The organism is Paraburkholderia sprentiae WSM5005, assembly GCF_001865575.2.
Taxonomy (GTDB): Bacteria; Pseudomonadota; Gammaproteobacteria; order Burkholderiales; family Burkholderiaceae; genus Paraburkholderia; species Paraburkholderia sprentiae.
Window position 1 is genome coordinate 866,801 of record NZ_CP017562.2, and the last position, 23,035, is coordinate 889,835.

General features: G+C 63.2%; 24 protein-coding genes and 1 pseudogene. 20 read left to right on the plus strand and 5 right to left on the minus strand.

The genetic code is table 11. From position 1 onward, the window contains the following. Positions 1 to 8 precede the first annotated feature (8 nt). The 3 genes from BJG93_RS20735 (at position 9) to BJG93_RS20745 (ending at position 3,108) form a co-directional block, all read left to right on the plus strand. On the plus strand, positions 9 to 320 hold the full coding sequence (locus BJG93_RS20735) for a high-potential iron-sulfur protein (RefSeq protein WP_027196130.1): 312 nt from the start codon (positions 9 to 11) through the stop codon (positions 318 to 320). Positions 321 to 391: 71 nt separating this feature from the next. Continuing rightward, complete coding sequence (locus BJG93_RS20740; protein ID WP_026226223.1) at positions 392 to 844, plus strand: (2Fe-2S)-binding protein; 453 nt, start codon at positions 392 to 394, stop codon at positions 842 to 844. After that, positions 844 to 3,108 carry a xanthine dehydrogenase family protein molybdopterin-binding subunit gene (locus BJG93_RS20745; protein WP_027196131.1) on the plus strand — a complete coding sequence of 755 codons (2,265 nt, stop codon included), beginning with the start codon at positions 844 to 846 and terminating at the stop codon, positions 3,106 to 3,108. Before BJG93_RS20740 ends, BJG93_RS20745 begins: the two co-directional genes overlap by 1 nt. A 165-nt stretch (positions 3,109 to 3,273) precedes the next feature. Here the strand turns inward: BJG93_RS20745 and BJG93_RS20750 are convergent, their stop codons facing one another. Continuing rightward, positions 3,274 to 4,083 (minus strand): EAL domain-containing protein, encoded by an 810-nt coding sequence (locus BJG93_RS20750; protein ID WP_154671762.1) that lies wholly within the window; start codon positions 4,081 to 4,083, stop codon positions 3,274 to 3,276. A 62-nt stretch (positions 4,084 to 4,145) separates the two neighbouring features. Between BJG93_RS20750 and BJG93_RS20755 the strand changes: the two genes are divergently transcribed. Next, the gene (locus BJG93_RS20755; RefSeq protein WP_027196133.1) at positions 4,146 to 4,325 is read left to right on the plus strand and encodes a hypothetical protein; all 180 of its coding nucleotides are present in this window, start codon (positions 4,146 to 4,148) and stop codon (positions 4,323 to 4,325) included. Between the two features lie 20 nt (positions 4,326 to 4,345). Here BJG93_RS20755 and BJG93_RS20760 read toward each other — a convergent pair whose 3' ends face one another. Further along, entirely contained in the window at positions 4,346 to 4,570 is a 225-nt protein-coding gene (locus BJG93_RS20760; protein WP_407675314.1) for an ankyrin repeat domain-containing protein, read from the minus strand. A gap of 114 nt (positions 4,571 to 4,684) precedes the next feature. Beyond that, complete coding sequence (locus BJG93_RS20765) at positions 4,685 to 6,097, minus strand: DHA2 family efflux MFS transporter permease subunit (RefSeq protein WP_027196134.1); 1,413 nt, start codon at positions 6,095 to 6,097, stop codon at positions 4,685 to 4,687. Positions 6,098 to 6,624: 527 nt separating this feature from the next. Between BJG93_RS20765 and BJG93_RS20770 the strand changes: the two genes are divergently transcribed. From BJG93_RS20770 to BJG93_RS20800, 7 genes are all read left to right on the plus strand, one after another. Continuing rightward, complete coding sequence (locus BJG93_RS20770) at positions 6,625 to 7,497, plus strand: FAD binding domain-containing protein (RefSeq protein WP_027196135.1); 873 nt, start codon at positions 6,625 to 6,627, stop codon at positions 7,495 to 7,497. A 7-nt stretch (positions 7,498 to 7,504) separates the two neighbouring features. Continuing rightward, the gene (locus tag BJG93_RS20775) at positions 7,505 to 7,993 is read left to right on the plus strand and encodes a (2Fe-2S)-binding protein (RefSeq protein WP_027196136.1); all 489 of its coding nucleotides are present in this window, start codon (positions 7,505 to 7,507) and stop codon (positions 7,991 to 7,993) included. Beyond that, positions 7,986 to 10,340, plus strand: coding sequence for a xanthine dehydrogenase family protein molybdopterin-binding subunit (locus tag BJG93_RS20780; RefSeq protein ID WP_027196137.1), 2,355 nt, complete (start codon positions 7,986 to 7,988; stop codon positions 10,338 to 10,340). Before BJG93_RS20775 ends, BJG93_RS20780 begins: the two co-directional genes overlap by 8 nt. 14 nt (positions 10,341 to 10,354) lie before the next feature. Continuing rightward, positions 10,355 to 11,236 (plus strand): NAD(P)-dependent oxidoreductase, encoded by an 882-nt coding sequence (locus BJG93_RS20785; protein ID WP_027196138.1) that lies wholly within the window; start codon positions 10,355 to 10,357, stop codon positions 11,234 to 11,236. A gap of 6 nt (positions 11,237 to 11,242) precedes the next feature. Continuing rightward, a complete protein-coding gene (locus BJG93_RS20790; RefSeq protein ID WP_027196139.1) occupies positions 11,243 to 11,692 on the plus strand; it encodes a CoxG family protein in 450 nt (149 codons plus the stop codon). Positions 11,693 to 11,736: 44 nt separating this feature from the next. Then, positions 11,737 to 12,048 carry an NIPSNAP family protein gene (locus BJG93_RS20795; protein WP_026226227.1) on the plus strand — a complete coding sequence of 104 codons (312 nt, stop codon included), beginning with the start codon at positions 11,737 to 11,739 and terminating at the stop codon, positions 12,046 to 12,048. A 102-nt stretch (positions 12,049 to 12,150) separates the two neighbouring features. After that, entirely contained in the window at positions 12,151 to 13,005 is an 855-nt protein-coding gene (locus tag BJG93_RS20800; RefSeq protein WP_027196140.1) for an SDR family NAD(P)-dependent oxidoreductase, read from the plus strand. A gap of 140 nt (positions 13,006 to 13,145) precedes the next feature. Here the strand turns inward: BJG93_RS20800 and BJG93_RS20805 are convergent, their stop codons facing one another. Both BJG93_RS20805 and BJG93_RS20810 read right to left on the minus strand, forming a co-directional pair. Then, complete coding sequence (locus BJG93_RS20805) at positions 13,146 to 13,724, minus strand: TolC family protein (protein WP_231337580.1); 579 nt, start codon at positions 13,722 to 13,724, stop codon at positions 13,146 to 13,148. Positions 13,725 to 13,800: 76 nt separating this feature from the next. Continuing rightward, entirely contained in the window at positions 13,801 to 14,121 is a 321-nt protein-coding gene (locus BJG93_RS20810; protein WP_027196142.1) for a DUF4148 domain-containing protein, read from the minus strand. Positions 14,122 to 14,335: 214 nt separating this feature from the next. Here BJG93_RS20810 and BJG93_RS20815 point away from each other — a divergent pair, with 214 nt between their 5' ends. The 9 genes and pseudogenes from BJG93_RS20815 to BJG93_RS20855 all read left to right on the plus strand — a co-directional run bounded on the left by BJG93_RS20815 (position 14,336) and on the right by BJG93_RS20855 (position 23,009). Beyond that, positions 14,336 to 14,644 carry a putative quinol monooxygenase gene (locus BJG93_RS20815; protein ID WP_027196143.1) on the plus strand — a complete coding sequence of 103 codons (309 nt, stop codon included), beginning with the start codon at positions 14,336 to 14,338 and terminating at the stop codon, positions 14,642 to 14,644. 1 nt (position 14,645) lies between these two features. Beyond that, on the plus strand, positions 14,646 to 15,470 hold the full coding sequence (locus tag BJG93_RS20820) for a TetR/AcrR family transcriptional regulator (RefSeq protein ID WP_231337581.1): 825 nt from the start codon (positions 14,646 to 14,648) through the stop codon (positions 15,468 to 15,470). 419 nt (positions 15,471 to 15,889) lie between these two features. Next, positions 15,890 to 16,240 (plus strand): MCP four helix bundle domain-containing protein, encoded by a 351-nt coding sequence (locus BJG93_RS20825; protein WP_063828907.1) that lies wholly within the window; start codon positions 15,890 to 15,892, stop codon positions 16,238 to 16,240. Continuing rightward, complete coding sequence (locus tag BJG93_RS20830) at positions 16,237 to 17,532, plus strand: methyl-accepting chemotaxis protein (protein ID WP_063828908.1); 1,296 nt, start codon at positions 16,237 to 16,239, stop codon at positions 17,530 to 17,532. The genes BJG93_RS20825 and BJG93_RS20830 overlap by 4 nt, the downstream gene beginning before the upstream one ends. Positions 17,533 to 17,592: 60 nt before the next feature. Continuing rightward, positions 17,593 to 17,679 (plus strand): annotated as a pseudogene (locus BJG93_RS36455) (beta-eliminating lyase-related protein); the annotation flags it as partial. 119 nt (positions 17,680 to 17,798) lie between these two features. Continuing rightward, entirely contained in the window at positions 17,799 to 18,545 is a 747-nt protein-coding gene (locus BJG93_RS20840; protein WP_027196145.1) for a GntR family transcriptional regulator, read from the plus strand. A 125-nt stretch (positions 18,546 to 18,670) separates the two neighbouring features. Beyond that, positions 18,671 to 20,281 (plus strand): gamma-glutamyltransferase family protein, encoded by a 1,611-nt coding sequence (locus tag BJG93_RS20845; RefSeq protein ID WP_027196146.1) that lies wholly within the window; start codon positions 18,671 to 18,673, stop codon positions 20,279 to 20,281. A 110-nt stretch (positions 20,282 to 20,391) separates the two neighbouring features. Further along, a complete protein-coding gene (gene oxlT / locus BJG93_RS20850) occupies positions 20,392 to 21,681 on the plus strand; it encodes an oxalate/formate MFS antiporter (RefSeq protein ID WP_027196147.1) in 1,290 nt (429 codons plus the stop codon). Between the two features lie 290 nt (positions 21,682 to 21,971). Beyond that, positions 21,972 to 23,009, plus strand: coding sequence for an oxidoreductase (locus BJG93_RS20855; RefSeq protein ID WP_231337582.1), 1,038 nt, complete (start codon positions 21,972 to 21,974; stop codon positions 23,007 to 23,009). The last annotated feature ends 26 nt before the right edge of the window (positions 23,010 to 23,035 follow it).

The window sequence follows — 23,035 nt, forward strand, 5'->3', positions numbered from 1 at the left end:
TATTGAACATGCGAACCAATCGACGAAATTTCATTGTGCATACCGTTGGCGCCGCGGCGCTGGCAATGACCGGCGGCACGGCGTGGGCCGCGCCTACGCAGCTTCAGGAAGGCGATCCGGCCGCGCAGGCGCTCGGCTACCGGACCGACGCATCGCGTGTCGATCACGCGAAATATCCGCGCTTCAGCGCCAACCAGCGCTGCTCGAATTGCCAGTTTTATCAGGGCAAGCCAGTCGACACGAGCGCGCTTTGCGCGCTGTTCGGTGCGAAGCAGGTGAGCGGCGCGGGATGGTGCAACGCCTATCAGGCGAGAGCCTGATCGGCTTGTGCGGGCAAAGCGATACGGCGCATGACGACGTTGGGCCGTTCGCGTCGACTACGAGGAATCAGTTGATGGAACTCATTGTGAACGGCGTGCATCACAACGTCGATGCGGATGCGAATATGCCGCTGCTGTGGGCAGTCCGTGATCTGCTCGGGCTGCACGGTACCAAGTTCGGTTGCGGGGTCGGTGCGTGCGGCGCATGCACGGTCCATCTGGACGGTGTCGCTGTGCGTTCGTGTGTGACCGCACTGGCGGATGTTCAGGGCAAGCCCGTAACGACCATCGAGGGACTCGGCAAAGGCGGCGATCACCCGGTGCAGCGCGCGTGGAAAGCCGCCAATGTGCCGCAGTGCGGTTACTGCCAGCCGGGGCAGATCATGCAGGCCGCGTCGCTGCTCAAACAGACGCCGAAGCCGAGTGACGAGCAGATCGTCGAAGCGATGTCCGGCAATGTTTGCCGCTGTGGCACCTATCAACGCATCAAGGCCGCTATCAAGGCGGCGGCGTCGGAGGCGTGATGGGCGAAATCGTCAATATGAGCCGGCGCGGGGTGTTGAAAGGGACCTTGGCGGGCGGGGTTGTGCTGGGCTTGCAGATCCGCGGCGCGGGTACCGCGTTCGCGGCGAGCGTGCTGTCGTCCGCGAACGGCGCGAAAGGGGCTTTCGCACCGAACGTGTATGTCTTGGTCGCGCCGTCCGGCGAGATCATTCTGGTCGTGCATCGTTCGGAGATGGGGACCGGTATCCGCACCAGTCTCGCGATGATTCTTGCCGACGAACTCGACGCCGACTGGAACGCCGTCAAGGTCGTGCAGGCGCAAGGCGATGCGAAGTATGGCGACCAGAATACCGATGGCTCGCGCAGCATCCGCCAGTTCTTCCAGCCATTGCGCGAAGCAGGGGGCACGGCCCGGCAGATGCTCGTGGCGGCGGCCGCCGTGCAATGGCGCGTGGCGCCGGCGACCTGCCACACTGAGCCGGGTCATGTCGTGCACGCGGCGAGCGGGCGGCGCGTGGCCTACGGCGCGCTCGCAACGGCGGCGGCGCGTCAGCCGGTGCCGGGCCGTGACGCGCTGCATCTGAAAGACGAGGGTACCTGGCGCTATATCGGCAAGTCGCTGCCGATCGTCGATCTCGACGACATCGTCCACGGCCGGGCGACGTACGGTATCGATGTCGTGTTGCCCGGAATGACGTACGCGTCGATCGAACGTTCGGCGGTCTATGGCGCGACGCTCAAGAGCGTCGATTCGACGGAAACGATGAAAGTGCCCGGCGTGCTGCATGTGGTGCGCATTCCCGCTGCCCCGTTGCCAGCCGGTTTCCAGCCGCTGGGCGGCATCGCGGTGGTGGCAACCAGCACTTGGGCCGCGATGCAAGGGCGGCGGAAATTGAGGCTCGACTGGGACCTTGGGCCGAATGCATCGTATGACAGTCAGGCTTATCGCAAGGCGCTCGAGGACAGCGCGCGGCAGCCGGGCAAAATCGTTCGCAACAACGGCGACACAGCGGCTGCGCTAAAGAGCGCCGCCCACCATGTCTCGGCGGACTACTACGTGCCGCACCTGGCGCATGCGGCGATGGAGCCGCTCGCCGCGACCGCGTCCTATGCGAACGGTGCGGTTGAAGTATGGACCGCGACGCAGAATCCGCAGCAGGCTCGCACGACCGTGGCACAGGTGCTCGGCGTGCAGGAGCCGGCCGTGACGATCAATGTCACGTTACTGGGCGGCGGCTTCGGCCGCAAGTCCAAGCCTGACTACGTGGCCGAGGCGGCATTCCTGTCACGCGAGGTCGGCGCGCCCGTGAAGCTCACATGGACTCGCGAAGACGACATGCACAACGACTATTTCCATGCGGTGTGCGCCCAGCACATGGAAGGCGGGCTCGATGCGCAAGGCAAGACGGTTGCGTGGTTGCACCGCACTGTGTTTCCGTCCATCAGTTCGACGTTCAAGGCCGATGTCCGCTATGGGGCGGCGGGGGAATTGGGGCAGGGCGTGACCGATATGCCCTACGACGTCGCCAACGTGCGGTGTGAGAACGGCGCCGCCTCCGCACACACGCGCATCGGCTGGTATAGATCGGTGTACAACATTCCCCACGGCTTCGCGTTAGGGTCGTTCGTCGATGAGCTTGCGGCGGCCGCGCGGCAGGATCCGGTGCAGCACCTGCTCACGCTGCTCGGCACGCCGCGGCATGTCGATCTGCATGCACTAGGGGTCGATTACCCGAACTACGGCGCGTCGATCGACGAGTATCCGATCGACACCGCCCGCTATGCGGCCGTGGTTCGCGCAGTCGCCGTGAGCTCTGGATGGTCGACCGCATTGCCGGCGCGGCATGGGCGCGGGATTGCGGTACATCGCAGCTTCCTGAGCTATGTGGCCGCGGTCGCGCATGTGCAGGTGGCCGACGACGGTTCGGTGCGTGTAACACGCGTCGATCTGGCCGTCGACTGCGGGCGCATCGTCAATCCCGATCGGGTTGTTGCACAGTTCGAGGGCGCGGTGGTGATGGCGCTCGGCAACACGTTATACAGTGAACTCACTTTCCGCAACGGTGCGTCGGAGCAATCGAACTTCACGGACTACCAGGTCGCCCGTATCGATTCCGTTCCCGAGACACACGTGTATATCGTGCCGAGCGATGCGCCGCCTGGCGGTGTTGGCGAGCCGGGCGTGCCGCCGACTTCAGCGGCCATCTGCAATGCGATCTTCAACGCGACCGGTCACCGGATTCGTGCGTTGCCGGTGGATACGTCGGTGCTGAAACGGACGTAGCGGCGAAACGCAACGGAGTTCGAGCGGCTGCCTACCGTGATAATGAAATCAGCGTTAAACGATAGAGCTGTCGCGTCAACGGAACGCTGTGCGCGGACGGCGGTGTTCAGTGCACTTCGGTGCGCGCCAGCTCTTTCGAAATCGTTCTGCGAATCCGCCGTTGGGTCACCTGCCGCCTGGCAATGACGCAACGGCCGCCGGCTTGCCGTAAAGCCACCCTTGCGCAAGTTCGATGCCGCAGCTCTGCAATGCGTCATGCTGGGCTGCCGTTTCGACACCTTCAGCAAGCACCTTGCAGCCGAGCTTGCAGAGCTGTTCCGCCGACGCGCGAATAGCGGCTGCAAAGGGCGCACCCTTATCGGCATTGCGGATCACGGTAATGCACAGTTTGACGATTTCTGGCTTCAACAGACGGACAGTATCGAGGTCTGCGAACCCGCAGCCCGTGTCGTCCAGGGCCAAACCAATGCCGATGGTACGCAGGCGTTCGACCGCGTCTCGCAAACCTTGGGCTTCGTTGAGCGGCAAGTGCTCGGTCAGTTCGAACATGACTTCCTGCCGGCCTGCCAACGGCAGTTTTTCCGCAGCAAGCGTCAAGGCATCCGGGCCCAGATTGATGGTCAAAAACTTCCCGGGCGGCAGCTTGCCTTTGGTGCGCTCGAGAGCCAATTCGGCACACAATAATTCCATCTCCACGGCACAGCCGGCCGCAGAGCCGCATCGAACAGCACATCCGGGCGTTCGAATGGCGTCCGTCGCGGACCTCTGGAAAGGGCTACGGCCGTGATTTCCGTCATTGAAGACAACCTCGTTGTATTCCTTCTTGCTTACGCTCTTCGAATAATGCACATAGGCCTCTGAGCGACGTATCAACATACCGGCTCCTGCATGTCGCAAATCGGTCGGCAAAATGACATTCGTGTCATCCAGACCCGCAGCGCGATTTTCCGCGCTTACCAGCGGCAGCGTATTCAATGGGTGACCTGCGAAAAATCGGAAGACGTGCTAACGTCTGCGTCTTCAATAAAGGAAAGATCATGAACGTTACGCAAACCGCCGCAAGCGTGGCCATGCAAGTGATGCAGCAGTCCTCGCAGGGCGTTGCCGCGCATACGCCGCAAAGCGGCGCCCTGGCTCTCGTCGAAGCGGAAGCTGCGAGCGCGCCGCCTGTCAGTGCAAACGGCATGGTCGGAAGCATCATCAATACTTTTGCGTGAACGCAGAGCTGCGTAGCGCCTTACTGCGTAGCGCCGACCTGGCGCAGCGCATCGGCTGCGGCGGTATTGTGTTGCGAGATGGCCATTTGCAGCGCGGTGCCGCCGCGTGCGTCGACATGATTGACGTTCGCTCCGTGCGCGACCAGCACCGAGAGCATATCGAGCCGGCCGAACAGCGCAGCAAACGATAGCGCCGTTTCCCCTGCGTTGTTGGTTTGATCGATGGGACAGTGCGCCCCGAGCAATATTTCAGACGACCCTGCAGCATCCGGTCCTCGGAGGGCTCGATGCCCGGCACGGACTCTCTCTCTGTTTAATTTGGGCCAGTCGCCATTAACACGCTCGATGCAATTTCCGCACTACCGCGATGCGGCTCCCGTATGGCCGCTAACCTCGCAGCCGGCGTCCGGTTCGAGGCCGATAAAGTACAGCACGGAGATCAGCACCAGCACCGCGACAAGCAGAAACGCGACCCGGAAATCAGCAAGCGACAACTGCGCGTGGCCGCCATGTATCAGGACTGCAGCATGCAGCGCGATCGCACCGAATGCGATGCCGAGACCGATGGTCATCTGCTGGACCATGCTGAAAAACGTGCTCGCCGAACTCATCCGCGCCGGCGGCACGTCCGCGAATGCGAGCGTGTTGATGCTGGTGAACTGCATCGATCGGCATAGCCCGCCGACCAGCAGCACCAGCATGATCAGCGCGCGCGGCGTGTCCGGCGAGAGCAGGGCGCACAGCGCGATGGTGGCGGCAGTGAGCAGGCCATTGACGATCATTACCTTGCGAAAACCAAAGCGCTTGAGGATGGGCGTGGTGACGGTCTTCATGGCCAGATTGCCGGCCGCGTAAGCGAGCACCAGCAAACCGGCGGCGAACGCATTCAGCCCGAAACCGAGCTGGAAGAACAGCGGCAACAGGAAGGGCGAAACGCTGACCGAGACCACATACAACGAACCGCCATCGAGGGTTGCGCGAAAGGTCGGGATTCGCCACGGCGCAAGGTCGATCAGCGGGTGTTCGGCACGCCGGAAATGCCGTATCGCGAAGGCAGCGGCGAGCACGCCAGCGGTCAGCGCCGCGGCCGCGATGTGCCAGTCGCCATGCAGTTGCCCGACGAGTTCCATGCCGTACATGAGGCAGGTGAGCGCGACTCCGCTAAGCACGAATCCGGGCACATCGAACGGACGACGGCTGGATTCGCGGTGGTTCGGAATGAACGTGGCGGTCAGCGCCAGGCCCAGCAGGCCGATCGGTACGTTCAGCAGAAAGATCCAGCGCCAGCTGAAATAGGTCGAGATAAAGCCGCCCAACGCTGGACCCAACACCGGTGCCGCCAATCCCGGCCAGGTAATGTAGGCGATCGAGCGCATCAGGTAACGCTTCTCCGTGCTGCGAAGCACTGCCAGCCGGCCGACCGGCACCATCATTGCACCGCCGAGTCCCTGCAGGATCCGCGCGGCCGTGAATTCGACGAGACCGTTGCTGAGCCCGCAAAGTATCGACGCGCCGGTGAACACGACGATGGCGCTACCGAACACGGAGCGTTGCCCAAAGCGATCCGCCACCCAGCCGCTGATGGGGATGAAAACCGCGAGCGCGAGCAGATAGGCGGTCATGCCGATGCTCAGCCTCACGGGCGTGACGCCGAACGTGGCGGCCATGTGGGGCAGCGCTGTCGCAATCACCGTAGCGTCGAGGTTCTCCATGAAATACGCACTGGCGACGATCAACGCGATGATGACCGATTGACGGCTTGACAAAGACATGAGCGGAGAACCGAAACGGGTTGAGTGAAAGACCCGCAAACGCCCTGGTGCGGGGAGTGCCAATGCCGACAGTCATGGATGAGGCACTCGCTTCGCGATGGCACTGAGATAGTGCATGGCTAAAACCGGGAGCATGGCGACACCGGTTCATGCCGGCGGACGATGTACTCTATCAAATCATAACTCGTCATGTGAAGACATATTTTTAAAACCAACAAACATCATAGTGGCACCAATGACGCACGGACTGCACCACGAACCGACGAACGATCATCTCGATTCGAAATGTAGTCGTCAATTGACGATTTAGTTTATCGGCGATATCCTCGTTTCCGAAGCGATGGCTGAAGCGGTAGCTATCCCACGGAGTGAACAGCGCCGCGCACGCGGCTGGAGCGACTCATGAGCAGCGTCAAGCGAATCGGGAATGGCCGTCGTCGATTGCCTCGGTTATCGGCGGGCGGCGGCTGTCGCGGCTTGCTTGTCTTCGCCCTGGGTCGCAGCCTGAGTGCGCAGGTGCAACGCGCATGAAACCCACCGCATTTTCGTATCACCGGCCGAGCACGCTCGACGACGCGCTGTCGCTTCTTGCTCTTCACGGTTTTGACGCCAAGCTGATCGCCGGAGGACAAAGCCTCGCGCCGATGATGAATATGCGCTTCGCGCAACCGGCGCATCTGGTCGATCTGAATGCGCTGCCTCAACTCAAGGGCATCACGCTCGAACCCGATACGCTAGCGATCGGTGCAATGACGCGCCATCACGAGCTCGCCACCAGCAGCACAGTGCGCGCTGCTTGCCCGCTACTGGCTGAAGCGGCGGCGACGATTGGACATTACGCGATCCGACAGCGCGGGACGCTCGGCGGCAGTCTCGCGCAGGCGGACCCCGCGGCGCAATTGCCGCTCATCGCGAGCGCGCTAGGCGCACGCATCGAGATTGTCGGGCCGGCCGGCAGCCGGCAGGTGTCGGCGGCACAGTTTTTGATCGCGGTGATGACCACCGATCTGGCGGTCGACGAAATCATTCGCACGGTGCGCTTTCCGACGGCGTTGCCCGGTGAGCGGTATGCCTTCGAAGCATTTAGCCGACGGCACGGCGATTTCGCGATCGCGGCTTGCGCTGTCACCGCGGTGCTCGCGGGCGACAGGTTCGCGTCGTTGCGGATCGGCGTAGGCGGTGTGGCAGACGTGCCGCTGGTGCTTGACGGCCTCGCTGCGGGTTTCGTCGGCGAAACGGCCGATACGCCGAGCGTCGGCAGGATTGCCCAAGCAGTCGCAGACGCCGTCGAGGTGCACGATCAGCCAGGCATCAGCGCCGCGTATCGGCGCGATCTCGTCAAGGCGCTCATCGCGCGAGCATTGCAGCGGATAACCGCTGGCGTTACGCAACCCGATTAGGCCGTTCATGGAAAAGACAGCAATTTATCTGAGTGTGAACGGCGCGCGCCATGAAGTGCATTGCGAGCCTCGCAAGCTATTGTCCGATGTGCTGCGCGAAGATTGCCGGCTGACGGGCACGCATGTCGGATGCGAGCACGGTGTGTGCGGCGCATGCACCGTGTTGATCGATGGCCGCCCGGCACGCTCATGTCTGGCTTACGCCGTGCAAATGGATGAAGCGCAGATCACGACCATCGAGTCGGTCGCGCAAGACGGTCGTCTGTCGCCGCTCCAGCAGGCGCTGCATGAGTGCCACGGTCTGCAGTGCGGCTTCTGCACGCCCGGCATCGTCATGACATTTGAAGCGTACCTGCGCGAGAACCCGTGGCCATCCGAGGCCCAGGTGCGCGAGGTGCTGTCGGGCAATCTGTGCCGCTGTACCGGATATCAGAACATCGTGCGGGCGATCCTGCTCGCGGCCGAGCGGATGCGCGTGGAGACGGTCGATGTCTGAGCAGACGTTTCGTTACCTCAACAAAGCGACGCCTCGCACTGAAGACTATCGGCTGCTGACAGGCTATGGACGGTATCTCGACGACATCGAGATACCCGGTGCCCTTCACGTGTGCTTTGTTCGCTCGCCGCACGCGCATGCGCGGATCGTCTCCATCGATATTCACGGCGCCGCCGCGATGCCCGGCGTCGTGTCCGTCATCACGGGCGTGGAGCTCGCGCAGTGGACGACGCCGTTCCGTGTCGCACCACCCGTCGAAGGACTGAAGCCCGTCGAATTTGCGACGATGCCAGTGGACACAGTGCGTTTTCAGGGCGATCTGGTGGCTTGCGTCGTCGCGACGGATCGATACCTCGCTGAAGACGCCGCCGAGCAGGTGCTCGTCGAGTTCGAACCGCTGCCCGTGGTGACAGACATGTGGCAGGCGCTGGACCCCAACGCCGCGCAAGTCGACCCGGCCGTGCCAGGCAACCTGGTCTCGCACCAGACCTACGTGCATGGCGATCCTGAGCGCGCCAACAGCCGGGCCTTCCGGATAGTCGAAGCGACCTTCCAGCAGCAGCGCCAGACCCATGTGCCGATCGAAACCCGCGGCTGCGCAGCGGTCTGGGACGCCGGACGGGACCACTTGACGTTCCATATCGGAACGCAGGTGCCCCATCCTTTGCGCACTCAACTGGCGCAGCGCCTCAAGCTCGACGAGTCCCAGGTGACCGTGATTTCGCCCGATGTGGGCGGAGCGTTCGGACAGAAAATCGCCTTGTACCGCGAAGAGTTGACCGTTGCTGCGCTGGCTCGCCATTTGAAGCGGCCCGTGCGCTGGCGTGAGGATCGCCTCGAGAACCTGACGGCCGCCGCCAATTCGCGTGAGGACTTCTGCCGCACCCGCGCGGCGGTCGATGAGCGCGGCACGCTGCTCGCTCTCCAACTCGAACTGCGCGAAGACTTTGGCGCCTATTGCTTCTTTCCTGCCAACTATCTGGCGCGCGTCGTTGCGATGATCCTGAGCGGACCGTACCGGCTGCAGGACTATGCGTTCGATGTGAAGGTCGTGCTCAGCCATAAATGTGGCAATGCACCGATGCGCGCGCCGATGTCCATCACCAGCTGGGTGATGGACGGCACGCTGGATGCAATCGCGCGGGAACTGGCGCTCGACCCGGTCGAGGTACGCCGTCGCAACCTGCTGAGTCCGGCGGAACTGCCGTACCGCACTGCTACGGGAGAATGTCTGGACGACATCACGCCGACCCAGACGTTCGAGGCCTTGCTGTCGGCGCTCGACTACGCGGGCTTTCGCGAGCGCCAGCAGGCGGCGCGCGCAGCTGGCCATTACCTGGGGCTTGGCCTGTGCAACGTGGTGGAACCGACCACGTATGGTTCGCGCTTTTATAAGGCCGCGGGCATTCCCGGTTCGGGGCACGAGGCAAGCTGGATCCGTATCGAACCAGGCGGTGTCGTGAACGCGTCGGTCGGTCTCGGGCCCAGCGGCCAGGGCTACGAAAGCGCGATGGCCAATGCGGTGGCGGAGGGCTTGGGCGTGCCGCCGTCGAGCGTGCGCATTCATATGGGCCACACCGATATCGCACCATACGGTATGGGCAGTCGCGGCGCCCGCAGCGGCACGGCAGGCGGCGGCGCGCTTTACCTGTGCGCACTCGACGCACGCCGCAAGGTGCTCGCGATCGCCGCCGGTTGCCTTGATTTGCCTGACGGGCAGTCGCTGCGCCTGATCGACGCGAGAATCGAGCGTCGTCGCGCGGATGAGTGGATCGACACAGGTTTGACGCTCGCCGACGTGGCCCGCCGTGCGTACCTGGATCCCACCGCGTTGCCGCAAGGTTTGACGCCGGGCCTCGAATTTCACCTGACTTACGACCCTCCGGCCATGACCTATTCGAATGCGGCTCATGGATGCGAGATCGAGGTGGACGTCTTGACCGGCGCAATCCGCATCGCGCGTTACGTCATCGCGGAAGACTGCGGCACGCTGCTCAATCCCACCGTGGTGGAAGGGCAGCAGCACGGCGCCGTGGCGATGGGACTGTCGGGCGCGCTGTTCGAGCATATGCGATACGACGACTCAGGACAGAACGTGACCGGCTCTCTCGCCGACTACCTGATCGCCACTTCGACTGAACTGCCCAACCTCGAGATCATCCCGCTGCATACGCCTGGCAAGTCGACGGCGGCCGGCATCAAGGGGATGGCCGAAGGCGGGGTGATGGGAGCGATCGGCGCATTGACCAACGCGGTCAACGACGCGCTGGCGCCATTTGGCGTCGTTGCCGACCGTCATCCACTGACTCCCATGCTATTGCGCGACTTGCTGCGCGACAAACTCTGAACGGACCAATCATCATGAATCAATCTACAGGAAAACCCGCGATTGGCTTTATCGGCCTTGGCATCATGGGTTGCTCGATGGCCTCGCGGCTCGTCGCCGCCGGCTATCCTCTGCACGTCTATAACCGTACGCGTGCGAAGGCTGAGCCGCTCATCGAAGCCGGCGCGAGCTGGCAAGCGACCCCGCGGGCGCTCGCCGAAGTATCGGACGTCGTGTTTACGATTGTCGGCACACCCGACGACGTCCGAGCGCTCTATCTCGGCGACGACGGTCTGATCGCGAATGCGCGGCGCGATGCGGTGCTGGTCGACATGACGACGTCGAGTCCAAAACTGGCCGAAGAGTTGGCCGCGCACGCCGCTCGGCGCGGGGTGCACATGCTGGATGCGCCGGTATCGGGCGGCGACATCGGTGCGCGCGAAGGGCGCCTGTCGATCATGGTTGGCGGCGCAAGCGCTGTGCTCGCACGCGTGGAACCGATGTTGCGCTGCCTTGGCACCAACATCGTCCTGCAAGGCGGCCCGGGTGCGGGTCAGCACACGAAGCTGTCCAATCAGATCGTCATTGCGTCGACGATGATGGGCGTGTGCGAAGGGCTCGCCTATGCGCACAGCGCCGGCCTGGATGCCGACACCGTACTGAGCGCGATCGGCGGGGGCGCGGCGGGTGGATTCCAGCTGAACAACCTGGGGCCGCGCATTGCCAAGGGCGATTTTGCACCGGGTTTCTTCATCGAGCATTTCATCAAGGACATGCGGATTGCGCACGAGGAAGCAGGAAGCATGGGACGTAAATTGCCGGGTCTGGAACTGGTGCGCGTGATGTATCACGAGATGGCCGAGCGGGGCTACGCGCGCAACGGCACGCAGGCGCTGTTCAAACTCTACGAGCGCTGAGCGGCGATGAAACTGACAGATCGAACCATCCTGCCCGTGCCCCCTGAAGCCGCATGGCGTGCATTGAACGACCCTGTGGTACTCGAAGCATGTCTGCCCGGCTGCAAAGCGCTGAAGAGGCTCGACGACCTGCATTTCGAATCGACCGTGCAGATTCGCGTCGGCCCGATGTCGGCGACCTTCAAAAGCAACGTCGAATTGTCGGATCTCGATCCGCCCCGGGCCTATACGATTGCCGGTATGGGCAGTGCGGGTGCGCTGGGTTTCGCCAAAGTCACGGCGCGCCTGCAACTTGAAGCGCAGGGCGATACGACCGTTCTGGCATACGACGCTGACGTCGAAATTGGCGGGAAGCTGATGAGCGTGGGGTCGCGCCTGATCCAGTCCGCCGCGAGCAAGAATCTCGACGAGTTCTTCAGCGCGCTGAAGGCGCATGTCGAAAGCCACGCGGTCTGACGGCGCCGTGCTGTGAGAGAGCACCGATCGAAACAGAGGGAATCATGCTGGTAGAAATGCGTACGTATCAGATAACGGCAGGAAAGGCAGGCGAGTTCCTGGACATCTACGAGCGCGAAGGGCTCGGCATCATCAGTCAGTACGCCCGCCTCAAGGGTTGCTGGACGAAGGACTCAGGCACGTTGAACTCGATCGTGTTCTGCTGGGGCTACGAGGACTACGCGCATCGGGCCGCGCAGCGCGCGAAACTCGCAGCCGATCCACGCTGGCAAGCTTTCACGCCGCGCATCCTGCCGTATCTCGTCCATCAGGAGTCGGTGTTTCTGTCGCCAGTGCCGTTTTGCCCAATGGACTGAGACGAGTGACGAATTTCCCCGCCGCGCGACCTATCGACGTACCTGCCGTTTGGCGGTCTGGTGGCGGGCCGACTTTTTATGACGAATCAGAAAGGACTATCGATGACACACTTTACTTTCACTCCCGGAGCCGTCGCCGTCGTGACAGGCGGCGCTGCCGGCATTGGACTCGCTGCTGCGAAGCGGTTCGCGCAGCTTGGGCTTCGCGTGTGCATTGCGGATCTGGGTGAGGACCGCCTTGCGCACGCGAAGCAGGCGATTGCCAGCGTGGCTGCTGAAGGCGCGAAGGACGTACTGGCCGTCGAGACGGACGTCAGCCGCCTTGAAGATTTGATCCGCCTCGAAGCAGCGGTTCGGGATCGCTTCGGCGGCACGGATATCCTCATGAACAATGCGGGGATTCAACCCGGTAGCGTCATGTTCGGGGCGGCCGCTAACTGGGAGCAGGTGCTCGACGTCAACCTGTGGGGTGTCATCCGTGGCACTCAGACCTTCGTGCCCACGATGATCGCGCGCGGACGCCCGGGCCTCGTCATTAACACCGGTTCGAAGCAGGGCATCACGACACCGCCCGGCGACCCGGCTTATAACGTCTCCAAGGCCGGCCTGAAGGCGTTTACGGAAGCGCTGCAGCACGAGTTGCGCAATACGCCAGGCTGCCGGATCAGCGCGCATTTGCTGATCCCAGGCTTCGTGTTCACGGAGCTTGCCGCTCGAGGTCGCACCGAGAAGCCGGCCGCCGCCTGGACGCCCGAGCAGACTGTCGATTTCATGCTTGAGCGACTCGATGCGGGCGATTTCTACATTCTGTGCCCCGACAACGATGTGCCTCGCTCCCTCGACGAGCGACGCATCCTTTGGGCTGCGGGAGACATTGTGGAGAATCGCCCGGCGCTGTCGCGCTGGCATCCGGATTACGCGCAGGCGTTCGCAGCGTATGTCCGGAAGAACGACTGACGGCCGCCCCGGCGAAGCAGAGATCGTCGCTGGCGACATCGGCAATCCGAACGGCCTTTGTTTCTCGCCACCGCCAGCTTCAGCATGGCGATCACCCTCGATGCGCATCGACGACGAATGGCGTCCGCTTGCGATACCCGTCAACACCTCGTCAATGTGGAGAACCATCTGGCGCCGCGGCCGGGCGTGAGGTGGAATATCGACGCGGCGTTTGCAGCCACTTGGGCGAGTTCATCGCTCGACCATCCGCCGCCCAGTGCATGCAGCAGTTGCACGTTGGCACTTAGCTGGCGTGTCTGAATATCGAGCACGCTGCGTCGTGCTTCGAGTGCGACGGTCTGCGCCTGCACGACATCGAGGTAACCTACAGTGCCCTGGCGATATTGGCGCAACGCCAGATCGACCGAGTATTGCGCGGCATTCGCGGCATCCTTTTGCTCGCCAAGCGCGGTGCCGAGATACGACAGCAGCGAAAGGTTGTCCTCGACCTGCTGGAATGCCGACAGAACCACGCTGCGATAGCGGTCTCGGGCTTCCTCGGTTGCCGCCTTCGCGGCGTCGAGCTGCGCACGACGGTAACCGCCGTCGAAGACGTATTGCACCAGCTGCGGGCCAATCGCCCAGAACAGATTGGGCGCGCTAACCAGTCCAGCATAGGCGGCGCTTTGCACGCCACCCTGCAAGCTCAGCGTAAAACAGACGAGCGCGGTGCGTCCCACGAGCACTGGCAGCCGTTGCGCAAGCCACGCGATGCGGCCCCGGACCCGGGGCCGGATTCAGTGCCCATCGACACCATCAGTGACCAAAGTAAATCGAGTGAGTCCCTGCGCTCGCCGACGGCGCACCCGACTGCGACGAACCGTTCATCGACACTCCGCCGACCGCCATGCTGCTCGACGTCGTGGCATCCTGCGCATGAATACGTGCCTCCGCAGCCTGAACATCGGTGGGATAGTGCGGATCCTTGAGGCTCGGGCGATACCCGGCCTGTTCCATTTGCACCAGGTCGGCGCGCACTTCGGCACGCGTCAGCGGGGCAGTGGAGTCCTGTGCAAAAGAGACCGCGGGGACGGCGAGTGCGTTGGCAACCAACGCTGCATAGATCAGAGTCTTCATGGTGAATTACCTGTCAGGTTAAATATAGTCAGCTTCACACGCGATGAATGGAGCCTCGGGCGTCGCCGCGCCACCGCGGGCAGCGGTGAGTAACCTGTATTGTCCGCAGTTGGGGTGACGCGAGGCTGACCTCTTCATTACGCCGCCGTCATGTTCAGATACGTAGGAGCGCATGCGGCGATCGGCGCCAAAACAGGAAAGGAGAAATACCCAGATGATCCATGTCATTGCCACAATCACCGCCCAGCCCGGTCAACGCGAGGCCGTGTTGGCACTTTTCAACCAGAACCGTCCAGCGGTGTTGGCCGAAGAGGGGTGCATCAGCTACGAGGCCGTCATCGACGTACCGGAGTTCGGGACGCTTCAGACACCGCTAGGCAAAGATACGTTCGCTGTCATCGAGCGCTGGGAGAGCGCTGAAGCGTTGAGGGCGCATGGGGCCTCAACGCATATGGCCGAATATGGACGCAATACGCGCCCGTTGCTCGTGAGCCGCGTCATCAACGTGCTTCGGGCTTGCTAGCTTGCTAAAGAGAGCGTTCCTGGCGGTCCGCCATTGGCAGCGGGACTGCCGCCCACGCCCGGGGTGTATACTTTTATCAAAACGTAAATCGTCATCTGATGACATCAGCGATAATCCGACAACGCAGGAAGTTATGAAGAACAAAGGGACTATCGAGAAGCCGAACCGTGGAACCGGCGCCGAGCGCGTCGCGCTCAAGCGGACGATGAAAAAAGCGCCGCAGCGTTTGCCGCGCGCGGAGCGTCAGGCGCGCGTGCTGGAGAAGGCCGCGGAGTATTTCGCGGAGCATGGTCTGGGCGCGCAGACCCGCGCCATCGCGGAAGCCTGCGGCGTATCGCAACGCTTGTTATATAGCCTGTTCCCGAGCAAGGCCGCTTTGATTGACGAAGTCTATAAGCGGGAAGTCGTCGGAATCTTCGACGCAATTTGGTTTGTTCAGTTGCAAGACCGAAGTGTGCCGATTGAAACCCGGCTCAACGGCTTTTATCGCGAATACTATGACACGCTCCTGACGCGCCGCTGGCTGAGGCTCTTCCTTTACTCGTCGCTCGAGGGCCTGCACACGGCGCCGGCCTATACGAACGCGATCGTCAGCCATGCGCTCGAAATCATCGTCACTGAGACCGCGCATGAACTGGGTCTACGCATGCCAGCCGACCCGGCTCAACTGGGCGAAGTGGGGTGGCTGTTACATGGCGCCGTGTCTCATCTGGCGATTCGCCGCCGCATCTATTCGAACGAAAACAGCACGCCCGCCGAAGCGGTGATTGCCATGCACGTGCGCGCCTTCCTGACGAGCCTGCCGAGCCTGCTGCCTGCGCTATAACGCATTGCGAGTCGCCGTAGGGCGGTTCGCGGGTGTTATCGCTGCGACCGTCTGTGTCGTCTCCAGCGCAAATCGTCAAGCGACGATACAATCCTGCGAAATTGGGCTGCATTGCCGCGCAGGGGCCCTAGTGCGCTGTTCATTGTGTCTGCGCCGTCTCCCGTTCGAGCTGTGTTTGCTTTGCGCATGGCAGCTGCGTCATAACTGTTCGCAATCGTCGCCATGAGGCAAACCAATTTCCCGAACGGCGTGCGCCTCGGCACAATGCCATCGCGCATCCTGGAGGCGTTTCGGCCGCTATGTCAGGCCGCGAGTCATTGCACGCTGTCCGCGGCCGCCGTCTTTGAAACTGACGAGACGCGCGCAACAAATAATGCATCTCTCACGAAATAGGTGAATCCATGAGGACTACGGCGGGTTTGCGCGTCCGCACCCAGTTGGTTGCCGGCTTCGGCATTGTCCTCGTCGCTCTGGTTGCGCTGACGGTCATCGCCATCACGCGCGTCGAGTCCGTGCGGCAACGACTCGATCAGATCATCGACGTGAACGGCGTCAAGGAACGGTACGCCATCAACTTTCGCGGTAGCGTCCATGACCGGTCAATCGCCGTGCGCGATGTCACTCTCGTATCGAATGATGAGCTGCCGGCCGTCGTCGCGCATATCCGGCAACTCGCGGCGGATTATGACGAGGCGGCAGAGCCGCTTGCCGCCGTCTACGCGCAGCGCACCGACATCAGCCCAGCCGAGCGCGTTATCTTTCGCGCGTGATCGATGCGGGCAACAAGGCCACGCCGTTTATCGACGAGGTAGTTGCACGGCAAACCTCCGGCGACACCGAAGGGGCGCGCACCGTGCTGCTCCAGCAAGCGCGCCCCGCGCTGGTCGAGTGGCTCGCGGCAATCAACCAGTTGATCGACTTTCAGGAAGCGCTGAACCGGCAGGGCGGTGCCGAGGCACGCCAGATAAGCGTCGATTTCCGCTGGATGATGCTTGCGCTAACCGGACTTGCGTGCGTGATCGGTGTTGGCGTTGCGGTGCTTGTCGTGCGCAACATCGGCCGCTCGCTCGGCGCGGAGCCGCGTGAGCTGATCGCGTTCGCCGATGCGATCCGGCGCGGCGATCTTTCCCAGCGCGCCGGGTTGCGCACCGGCGATACGGCTAGCGTGATGGCGACTGTCGTGCGGATGAGAGAAGCGCTCGCGGACATCGTGGGACAGGTGCGCGATGGCGCCGATGCAGTCGCCGGCATGAGTCGCGCGATTGCCGCCGGCAATGCCGATCTTGGCGCGCGCACCGAGCTCCAGGCCAGCGCGCTGGAGCAGGCCACCGGCGCGCTCAAGGAGTTCGATGCTAGCGTGGCCACCAACACTGCGAACGCGGGACACGCGGACGAGCTTGCCAGGCACGCCTCGGAAACGGCTGGGCAAGGCGGCATCGCGGTCGGCCGGGTGGTGGAGACGATGCATGGGATAAGCGCGTCGTCGGCGCGCATCTCGGAGATCATCTCAGTCATCGACGGGATCGCGTTCCAGACCAACATCCTCGCGCTGAATGCGGCGGTCGAGGCCGCACGTGCCGGCAGCCAGGGGCGCGGTTTTGCCGTGGTGGCCGGCGAGGTCAGGCTGCTCGCGCAACGTAGCGCAGAAGCGGCGAAGGAGGTCCGGCAACTGATCGTGGCGAGCGACGCTCGCGTGAAAGACGGCGCTACCCAGGTCGATGCCGCGGGCTCGACCATCTCCGCGGTCGTTGATTCGTCGGCGCGCGTCACGGGCATCATGAGCGAAATCCACGACGCGTGTCAGCAACAGACGCTTCATATCGGCGAAGTCCGGGAGATGATCGCGAGTCTGGAGCATGGCACGCAACAGAATGTTGCGCTGGTCCAGCAATCGGGTGCTGCCGCGGACGCTCTGAACAGGCAAGCGCAGACTCTGCTTAGCGCGGTCAATCTCTTTTCCGTCGACGTCGAACGCGATTCGCAGCTGAAATCGGCGGGCCCACAACAGCGCGATGCAACGGCGCGCAACCCGGCGCTGTCGCTCACCAGCAGCTACTCGTGAGCGCAGTGCGGCATAGCACGATTTTCAATTCAATCCAGGTCGTCCGCGCTGCAGGCGCGATGCTTCTCCAAAGGACTGGGCGCGCCGGTCGGCTCGGTGCTGCTCGGCAGCCGGGCGCTGATCGGCGCCGCGCATCGCTGGCGCAAAGCGTATTTCGCTCGCGGCTGATGTCCGCGCGATGCCGGTTTTTTCACTGCGTGTTGACATGGCGCGTTGGGGTCGGACAATAATCTCAGCCCCGACAGTAGCCAATTTAGGTTCCAAGCGTGAACGACATAGCCGGCATTTCCCCCTCGCGGGCTGATCATGTCTATGTCAGCGTACGCGAGGATATCTTCGATATGCGCCTGCTGCCCGGCGACCGCGTGACGGAAGGCAGCATCGCCGAGCGCTTCGGCGTGTCGCGCACGCCCGCGCGCGAGGCCTTGCAGCGCCTGCAAAGCGATGGCCTGATGCGCGGTTATGTGCGCGGCGGCTGGGAAGTCGTGCCGGTCGATTTCAAGCGCTTCGAAGACCTCTACGAGATGCGCAAGCTGATCGAAACCTTTGCGGTCGCGAAGCTTGCGGGTGCCGAAGGCGAGCTCGGCGAAGGCGTCGCACGGATGCTCGGTCGGCTCGAACAAATCTGGAAGATTCCACCTGCTCATCGTCGGCGTGACGGCCGCGAGATGGTCGCGCTCGACGAAGCATTTCATCACGCCCTCGTGCAGGCCGCCGATAACGCGGAGCTGACCAATGCAATGCAGCGCGTCACCGATCGCATCCGGGTCGTGCGGCGGCTCGATCTCGTGTATGGCGACTGCATCGACGAAACCTACGACGAACATGGGGCGATCCTCGATGCGATCCGTGGTCGCGAAACGGATCGTAGCGTTGCGTTGATCGCACGCCATATCGAGGGTAGCCGCGCTGAAGTGCGCACCTTGACCGAAGAGCGGCTGCAACGCGCACGCACTGCAATGGGGCCGAATGCGGTCCCTTATGCACCACCCAGGTTGCGCGGCACCAGGTAGCGACATCGCCGTGAGCACCGAGTCGCGCGAAACCATGCACTGGCGCGCATGAGCCGTCGACCCGCGTGCTGGCATGCTTTTCGCATAAGTGACGGATATGTATACAAGCAAAAGCCCCGTCAAATATGTCATCTAGTTTTCTGAATCCCACGCGCGGCGTGCGCGGCATGGCGGTCGCGCCGAACGCGCTCGCGGCGCAGAGCGCGTTGGCCATCCTGCGGGACGGCGGCAACGCCGTCGAAGCCATGATTGCCGCTGCCGCGACTATCGCAGTCGTCTATCCGCATATGAACAGCATTGGCGGCGACGGCTTCTGGCTCATCTCGCGCCCCGGCGCGGAGCCGGTGGGCATCGAGGCCTGCGGCGCGGCCGCGCTCGCTGCGACGATCGACGCGTACCGCTCCCGCGGACATACGACGATTCCGACGCGCGGCCCGCTGGCCGCGAATACCGTCGCGGGCACCGTGTCCGGGTGGCAGCTCGCACACCGCTGGTCGAGGGACGCGCTCGGCGGCAAGCTGCCCGTCAAGCGTCTTCTCGAAGACGCCATTCACTATGCGAAGTCCGGCGTACCCGTCACGCGCAGCCAGGCTCAATGTGTCGACAGCCGGCGCGCGGAACTGAGCCCGATCGCCGGTTTCGCGGACACCTTTCTGCTTGACGGCCGCGCGCCGGCAGCGGGCGAGCGCTTTGTCGCGCCGCGTCTCGCCGCAACCTTGGAGCGCCTTGCCGAAGCAGGTCTCGACGACTTCTATCGCGGCGATCTCGCGCGCAGCATCGCGAGCGATCTTCAGTCCGCCGGCTCGCCGCTTGCGCTTGCCGATCTCGAACGGCATGAGGCGCGCTGGCGCAAACCGCTCGCACTGCAGCACTCGCTCGGCACGATCTACAACATGCCGCCGCCGACACAGGGTCTCGTGTCGCTGCTGATTCTCGGTATTCTCGACCGCGTGCTGACGAAAGACATGGATCCGCTCGGGCCCGAGTTCGTCCACGCGTGCGTCGAGGCAACCAAGCTGGCTTTCGCGATTCGCGATGCGCACGTCACCGATCCCGATCACATGACGGTCGATCCCGCCACGCTGCTCGAACCGGCCGCGCTCGACGCGATGGCCGCGCGCGTCTCGCCGACAAGAGCCGCGCCCTGGCCGGCCGGTCGCGGACCGGGCGACACCGTATGGCTCGGCGTGACGGATAGCGAGGGGGTGGCGGTCAGCTTCATCCAGAGCATTTATCACGAGTTCGGCAGCGGCATCGTCCTGCCGGGCTCCGGCATCAACTGGCAGAACCGCGGCTGCAGTTTTTCGCTCGACGAGCACGCGCTCAACCCGCTGATGCCGCGGCGCCGACCATTTCATACACTCAATCCGGCGCTGGCGCGCTTTGCCGACGGCCGCACGATGGTGTACGGCAACATGGGCGGAGACGGACAACCCCAATCGCAAAGCGCCGTGTTTTCACGCATCGCGAACTTCGGCTGGAATCCGCAGGCGGCGATCGACGCGCCTCGCTGGCTGCTCGGCCGTACATGGGGCCAATCGACCGACACGCTCAAGCTCGAACCACGCTTCGCCGCGCACACGGCGGCCGCACTCAGCGCGTTCGGGCACGAGGTCGAGATGATGGCGCCTTACGACGAAGCGATGGGGCATGCCGGCGCAATCGTCCGGCATCCTGATGGATTAATCGAAGCGGGCTACGATCCGCGCAGTGACGGGGTCGCTGCGGGCTGGTAGACATCGCGCGCTTTTACCCAATCGACTTGCAGTTCCGGCCGTTCAGGCCTGGAGGACTGCGCACGTCTCGCGCATGCCGGCTGGCATGCGCTCAGGAATCGGAGAACACCATGAGTACACGCTTGCAACCGATGTCGCCGCCTATCGAGAATGTCTCGACGCTCTCCACGCATACCCGCTGGATTCAACTTGGGCTGGGTCTCGTCTGCATGATGGCGATCTCGAGTCCGCAATACGTCTGGACGTTGATGACCAAACCGCTCGCCGCGAAACTGGGCATCGCATTGCCTGAACTGCAGGTGACGTTCTCGCTGCTGATCATTTTGCAGACGTTCTTTTCGCCGTTTCAAGGCAAGCTGATCGACCGCTTCGGTCCGCGCGCGCTGATTTCGGTCGGCACGGCGATGTCCGGCCTGAGCTGGGTGTTCGCCTCGCAGGTCCAGAGTGCGCCGATGCTCTATCTGACCTATGGCGTGATCGGCGGCCTGGGCACGGGCATCGTGTATGTCGGCGTCGTCGGGCTGATGGTGCGCTGGTTCCCCGCAAAGCGCGGCTTCGCGGCGGGCGCCGTCGCCGCCGGCTATGGCATGGGCGCGATCGTCACGACGTTTCCGATCGCGGCGTCGTTGCAGGCGCGCGGCGTCGACGCGACGCTGTGGATGTTCGGCATCGCGTTCGCGGTGGTAGGGCTGCTCGCATCGCAGGGCTTGCGTGTGCCGCCCGCGCATGATGCCGCCGGCGCGAACGTGAATGAGGCCGGTTCGCCGGTGGCGAATCTGCGCCCGTCACAGACGCTCAGGACGCCGATCTTCTGGCTGATGTTCGCCATGATGACGATGATGTCGACCTCCGGTCTGATGGTCACGTCGCAAATGGCCACCTTCGCCGCCGATTTCGGCGTGACCAAAGTGCTCGTGTTCGGCATGGCGGCGCTTCCACTTGCGTTGACGATCGACCGCTTCACGAACGGGCTCACCCGGCCGCTGTTCGGCTGGGTGTCCGACAAAGTCGGCCGTGAAAACACGATGTTCTTCGCGTTCGCCCTGGAAGGCGTCGCGATGGCGCTGTGGCTGTTCACGCGCGATAACGCGGTGCTGTTCGTGTTGCTCTCGGGCGTGGTGTTCTTCGGCTGGGGCGAAATCTTCTCGCTGTTCCCGGCGACGCTGACGGACACGTTCGGCACGCGGCATGCCACGGAAAACTATGGCTGGCTCTACATTTCGCAAGGCATCGGCTCGATCCTGGGCGGCCCGCTGGCTGCGTTGCTGCACCAGCACGCGGGTAGCTGGCTGCCGGTGTTCGGCGCGGCGATCACGCTTGACATCGTTACCGCATTGCTCGCGATTGCAGTGCTCAAGCCGATGCGCCGCCGTTTTCTTGCCGCACCACGCGGCGTTTGACGGCAACTGGCCGCTCGTTCGTTGTACGGCGAATTGCCAGGTGGCGCGCCTCTTTCACGGGCGCGCCGCGGTCACTCGTCGGACTTCCAGTGACGCTTCGAAATGACTGAAACGTCATCCAGCAGCCATGTCGTGTTAACGACCGCATTCCGATAATGACAACCGGGATCATTCCAGTCCACTCGAGACTGCCTGGGCGAGCAAACAGCAATCGATGCAGTACGCGAAGAGCAATTGGTGTTGGCTCGAGTCTCCCTGCTGGGCGGCTCGCGGCATGATTGCCGCCGGATATGTTTTCGGATCGCCGCCGTGATAGTCTCGACCTCACGCATTCGATCTTCACGCCGCCCCGGACCAACATGCACACACGGTGGACCACCGACGACATTGCGCCGCAGACCGGCAAGCGAGTGCTCATCACGGGAGCGAATAGCGGCATCGGCTATCACGCCGCATTGACGCTGGCGCGCAAAGGGGCACGGGTCATCCTGGCATGCCGCGATAAACGACGCGCAGAAAAAGCTCTCGCCCGCCTGAAGGCCGAAGTTCCCGGAGCAAACGCGGAACTGGCGATTCTTGACCTCGCTTCCTTCGCGTCCGTCCGGTCGTTCGCCCGGAAAGAACTTGCGGAGCAATGCCGCCTTGATATTCTGGTGAACAATGCCGGCGTCATGGCGCCGCCGAAACGTCTTGAGACCGCCGACGGCTTCGAGCTGCAGTTCGGCACCAATATGCTTGGCCATTACGCACTCACGGCGCTGCTCATGCCCGCTCTTGAACTTGCCGCGGCTGAATCGCCTGACCGACCACGCATCGTGACGATTGCTTCCATCGCGCACAAGCGGGGGAGAATTGATTTCGACGATCTGCAGTCGGAGAAGCGTTATTCGCCGATGCAGTCATATCGCCAGTCGAAGCTGGCGAATTTGATGTTCGCCTTTGAGCTCGACCGTCGACTGCGCGCGGCGAATTCCCGAGTCATGTCTGTAGCCGCCCACCCCGGGGTCGCGAACACCAATCTGTTTCGTTCCGGCGATCGTTCCGCGCTCTCACGGGCTGCTCGCAGCCTCGCTGGCCGGGTTATCGGCGTCGCGCTGAACAGCGAATCCGCCGGCGCGCTGCCGACGCTCTACGCGGCGACGTCGCCCGACGTCGATGACGGCGGCTATTACGGGCCGCAAGGTTTCCTCGAGGCACGCGGGCGCAGAATCGGCGAAGCGAGTATCGCGACGCTGGCCATGGATGAATTGACTGCCCAGCGCTTGTGGCAGGTATGCGAATCGCTCACGCAGATTCGCTTTCATCTGCAGTCCGAGCGGACCGCGTGAGTTGGACGCACGATGCCGCCGGGTCT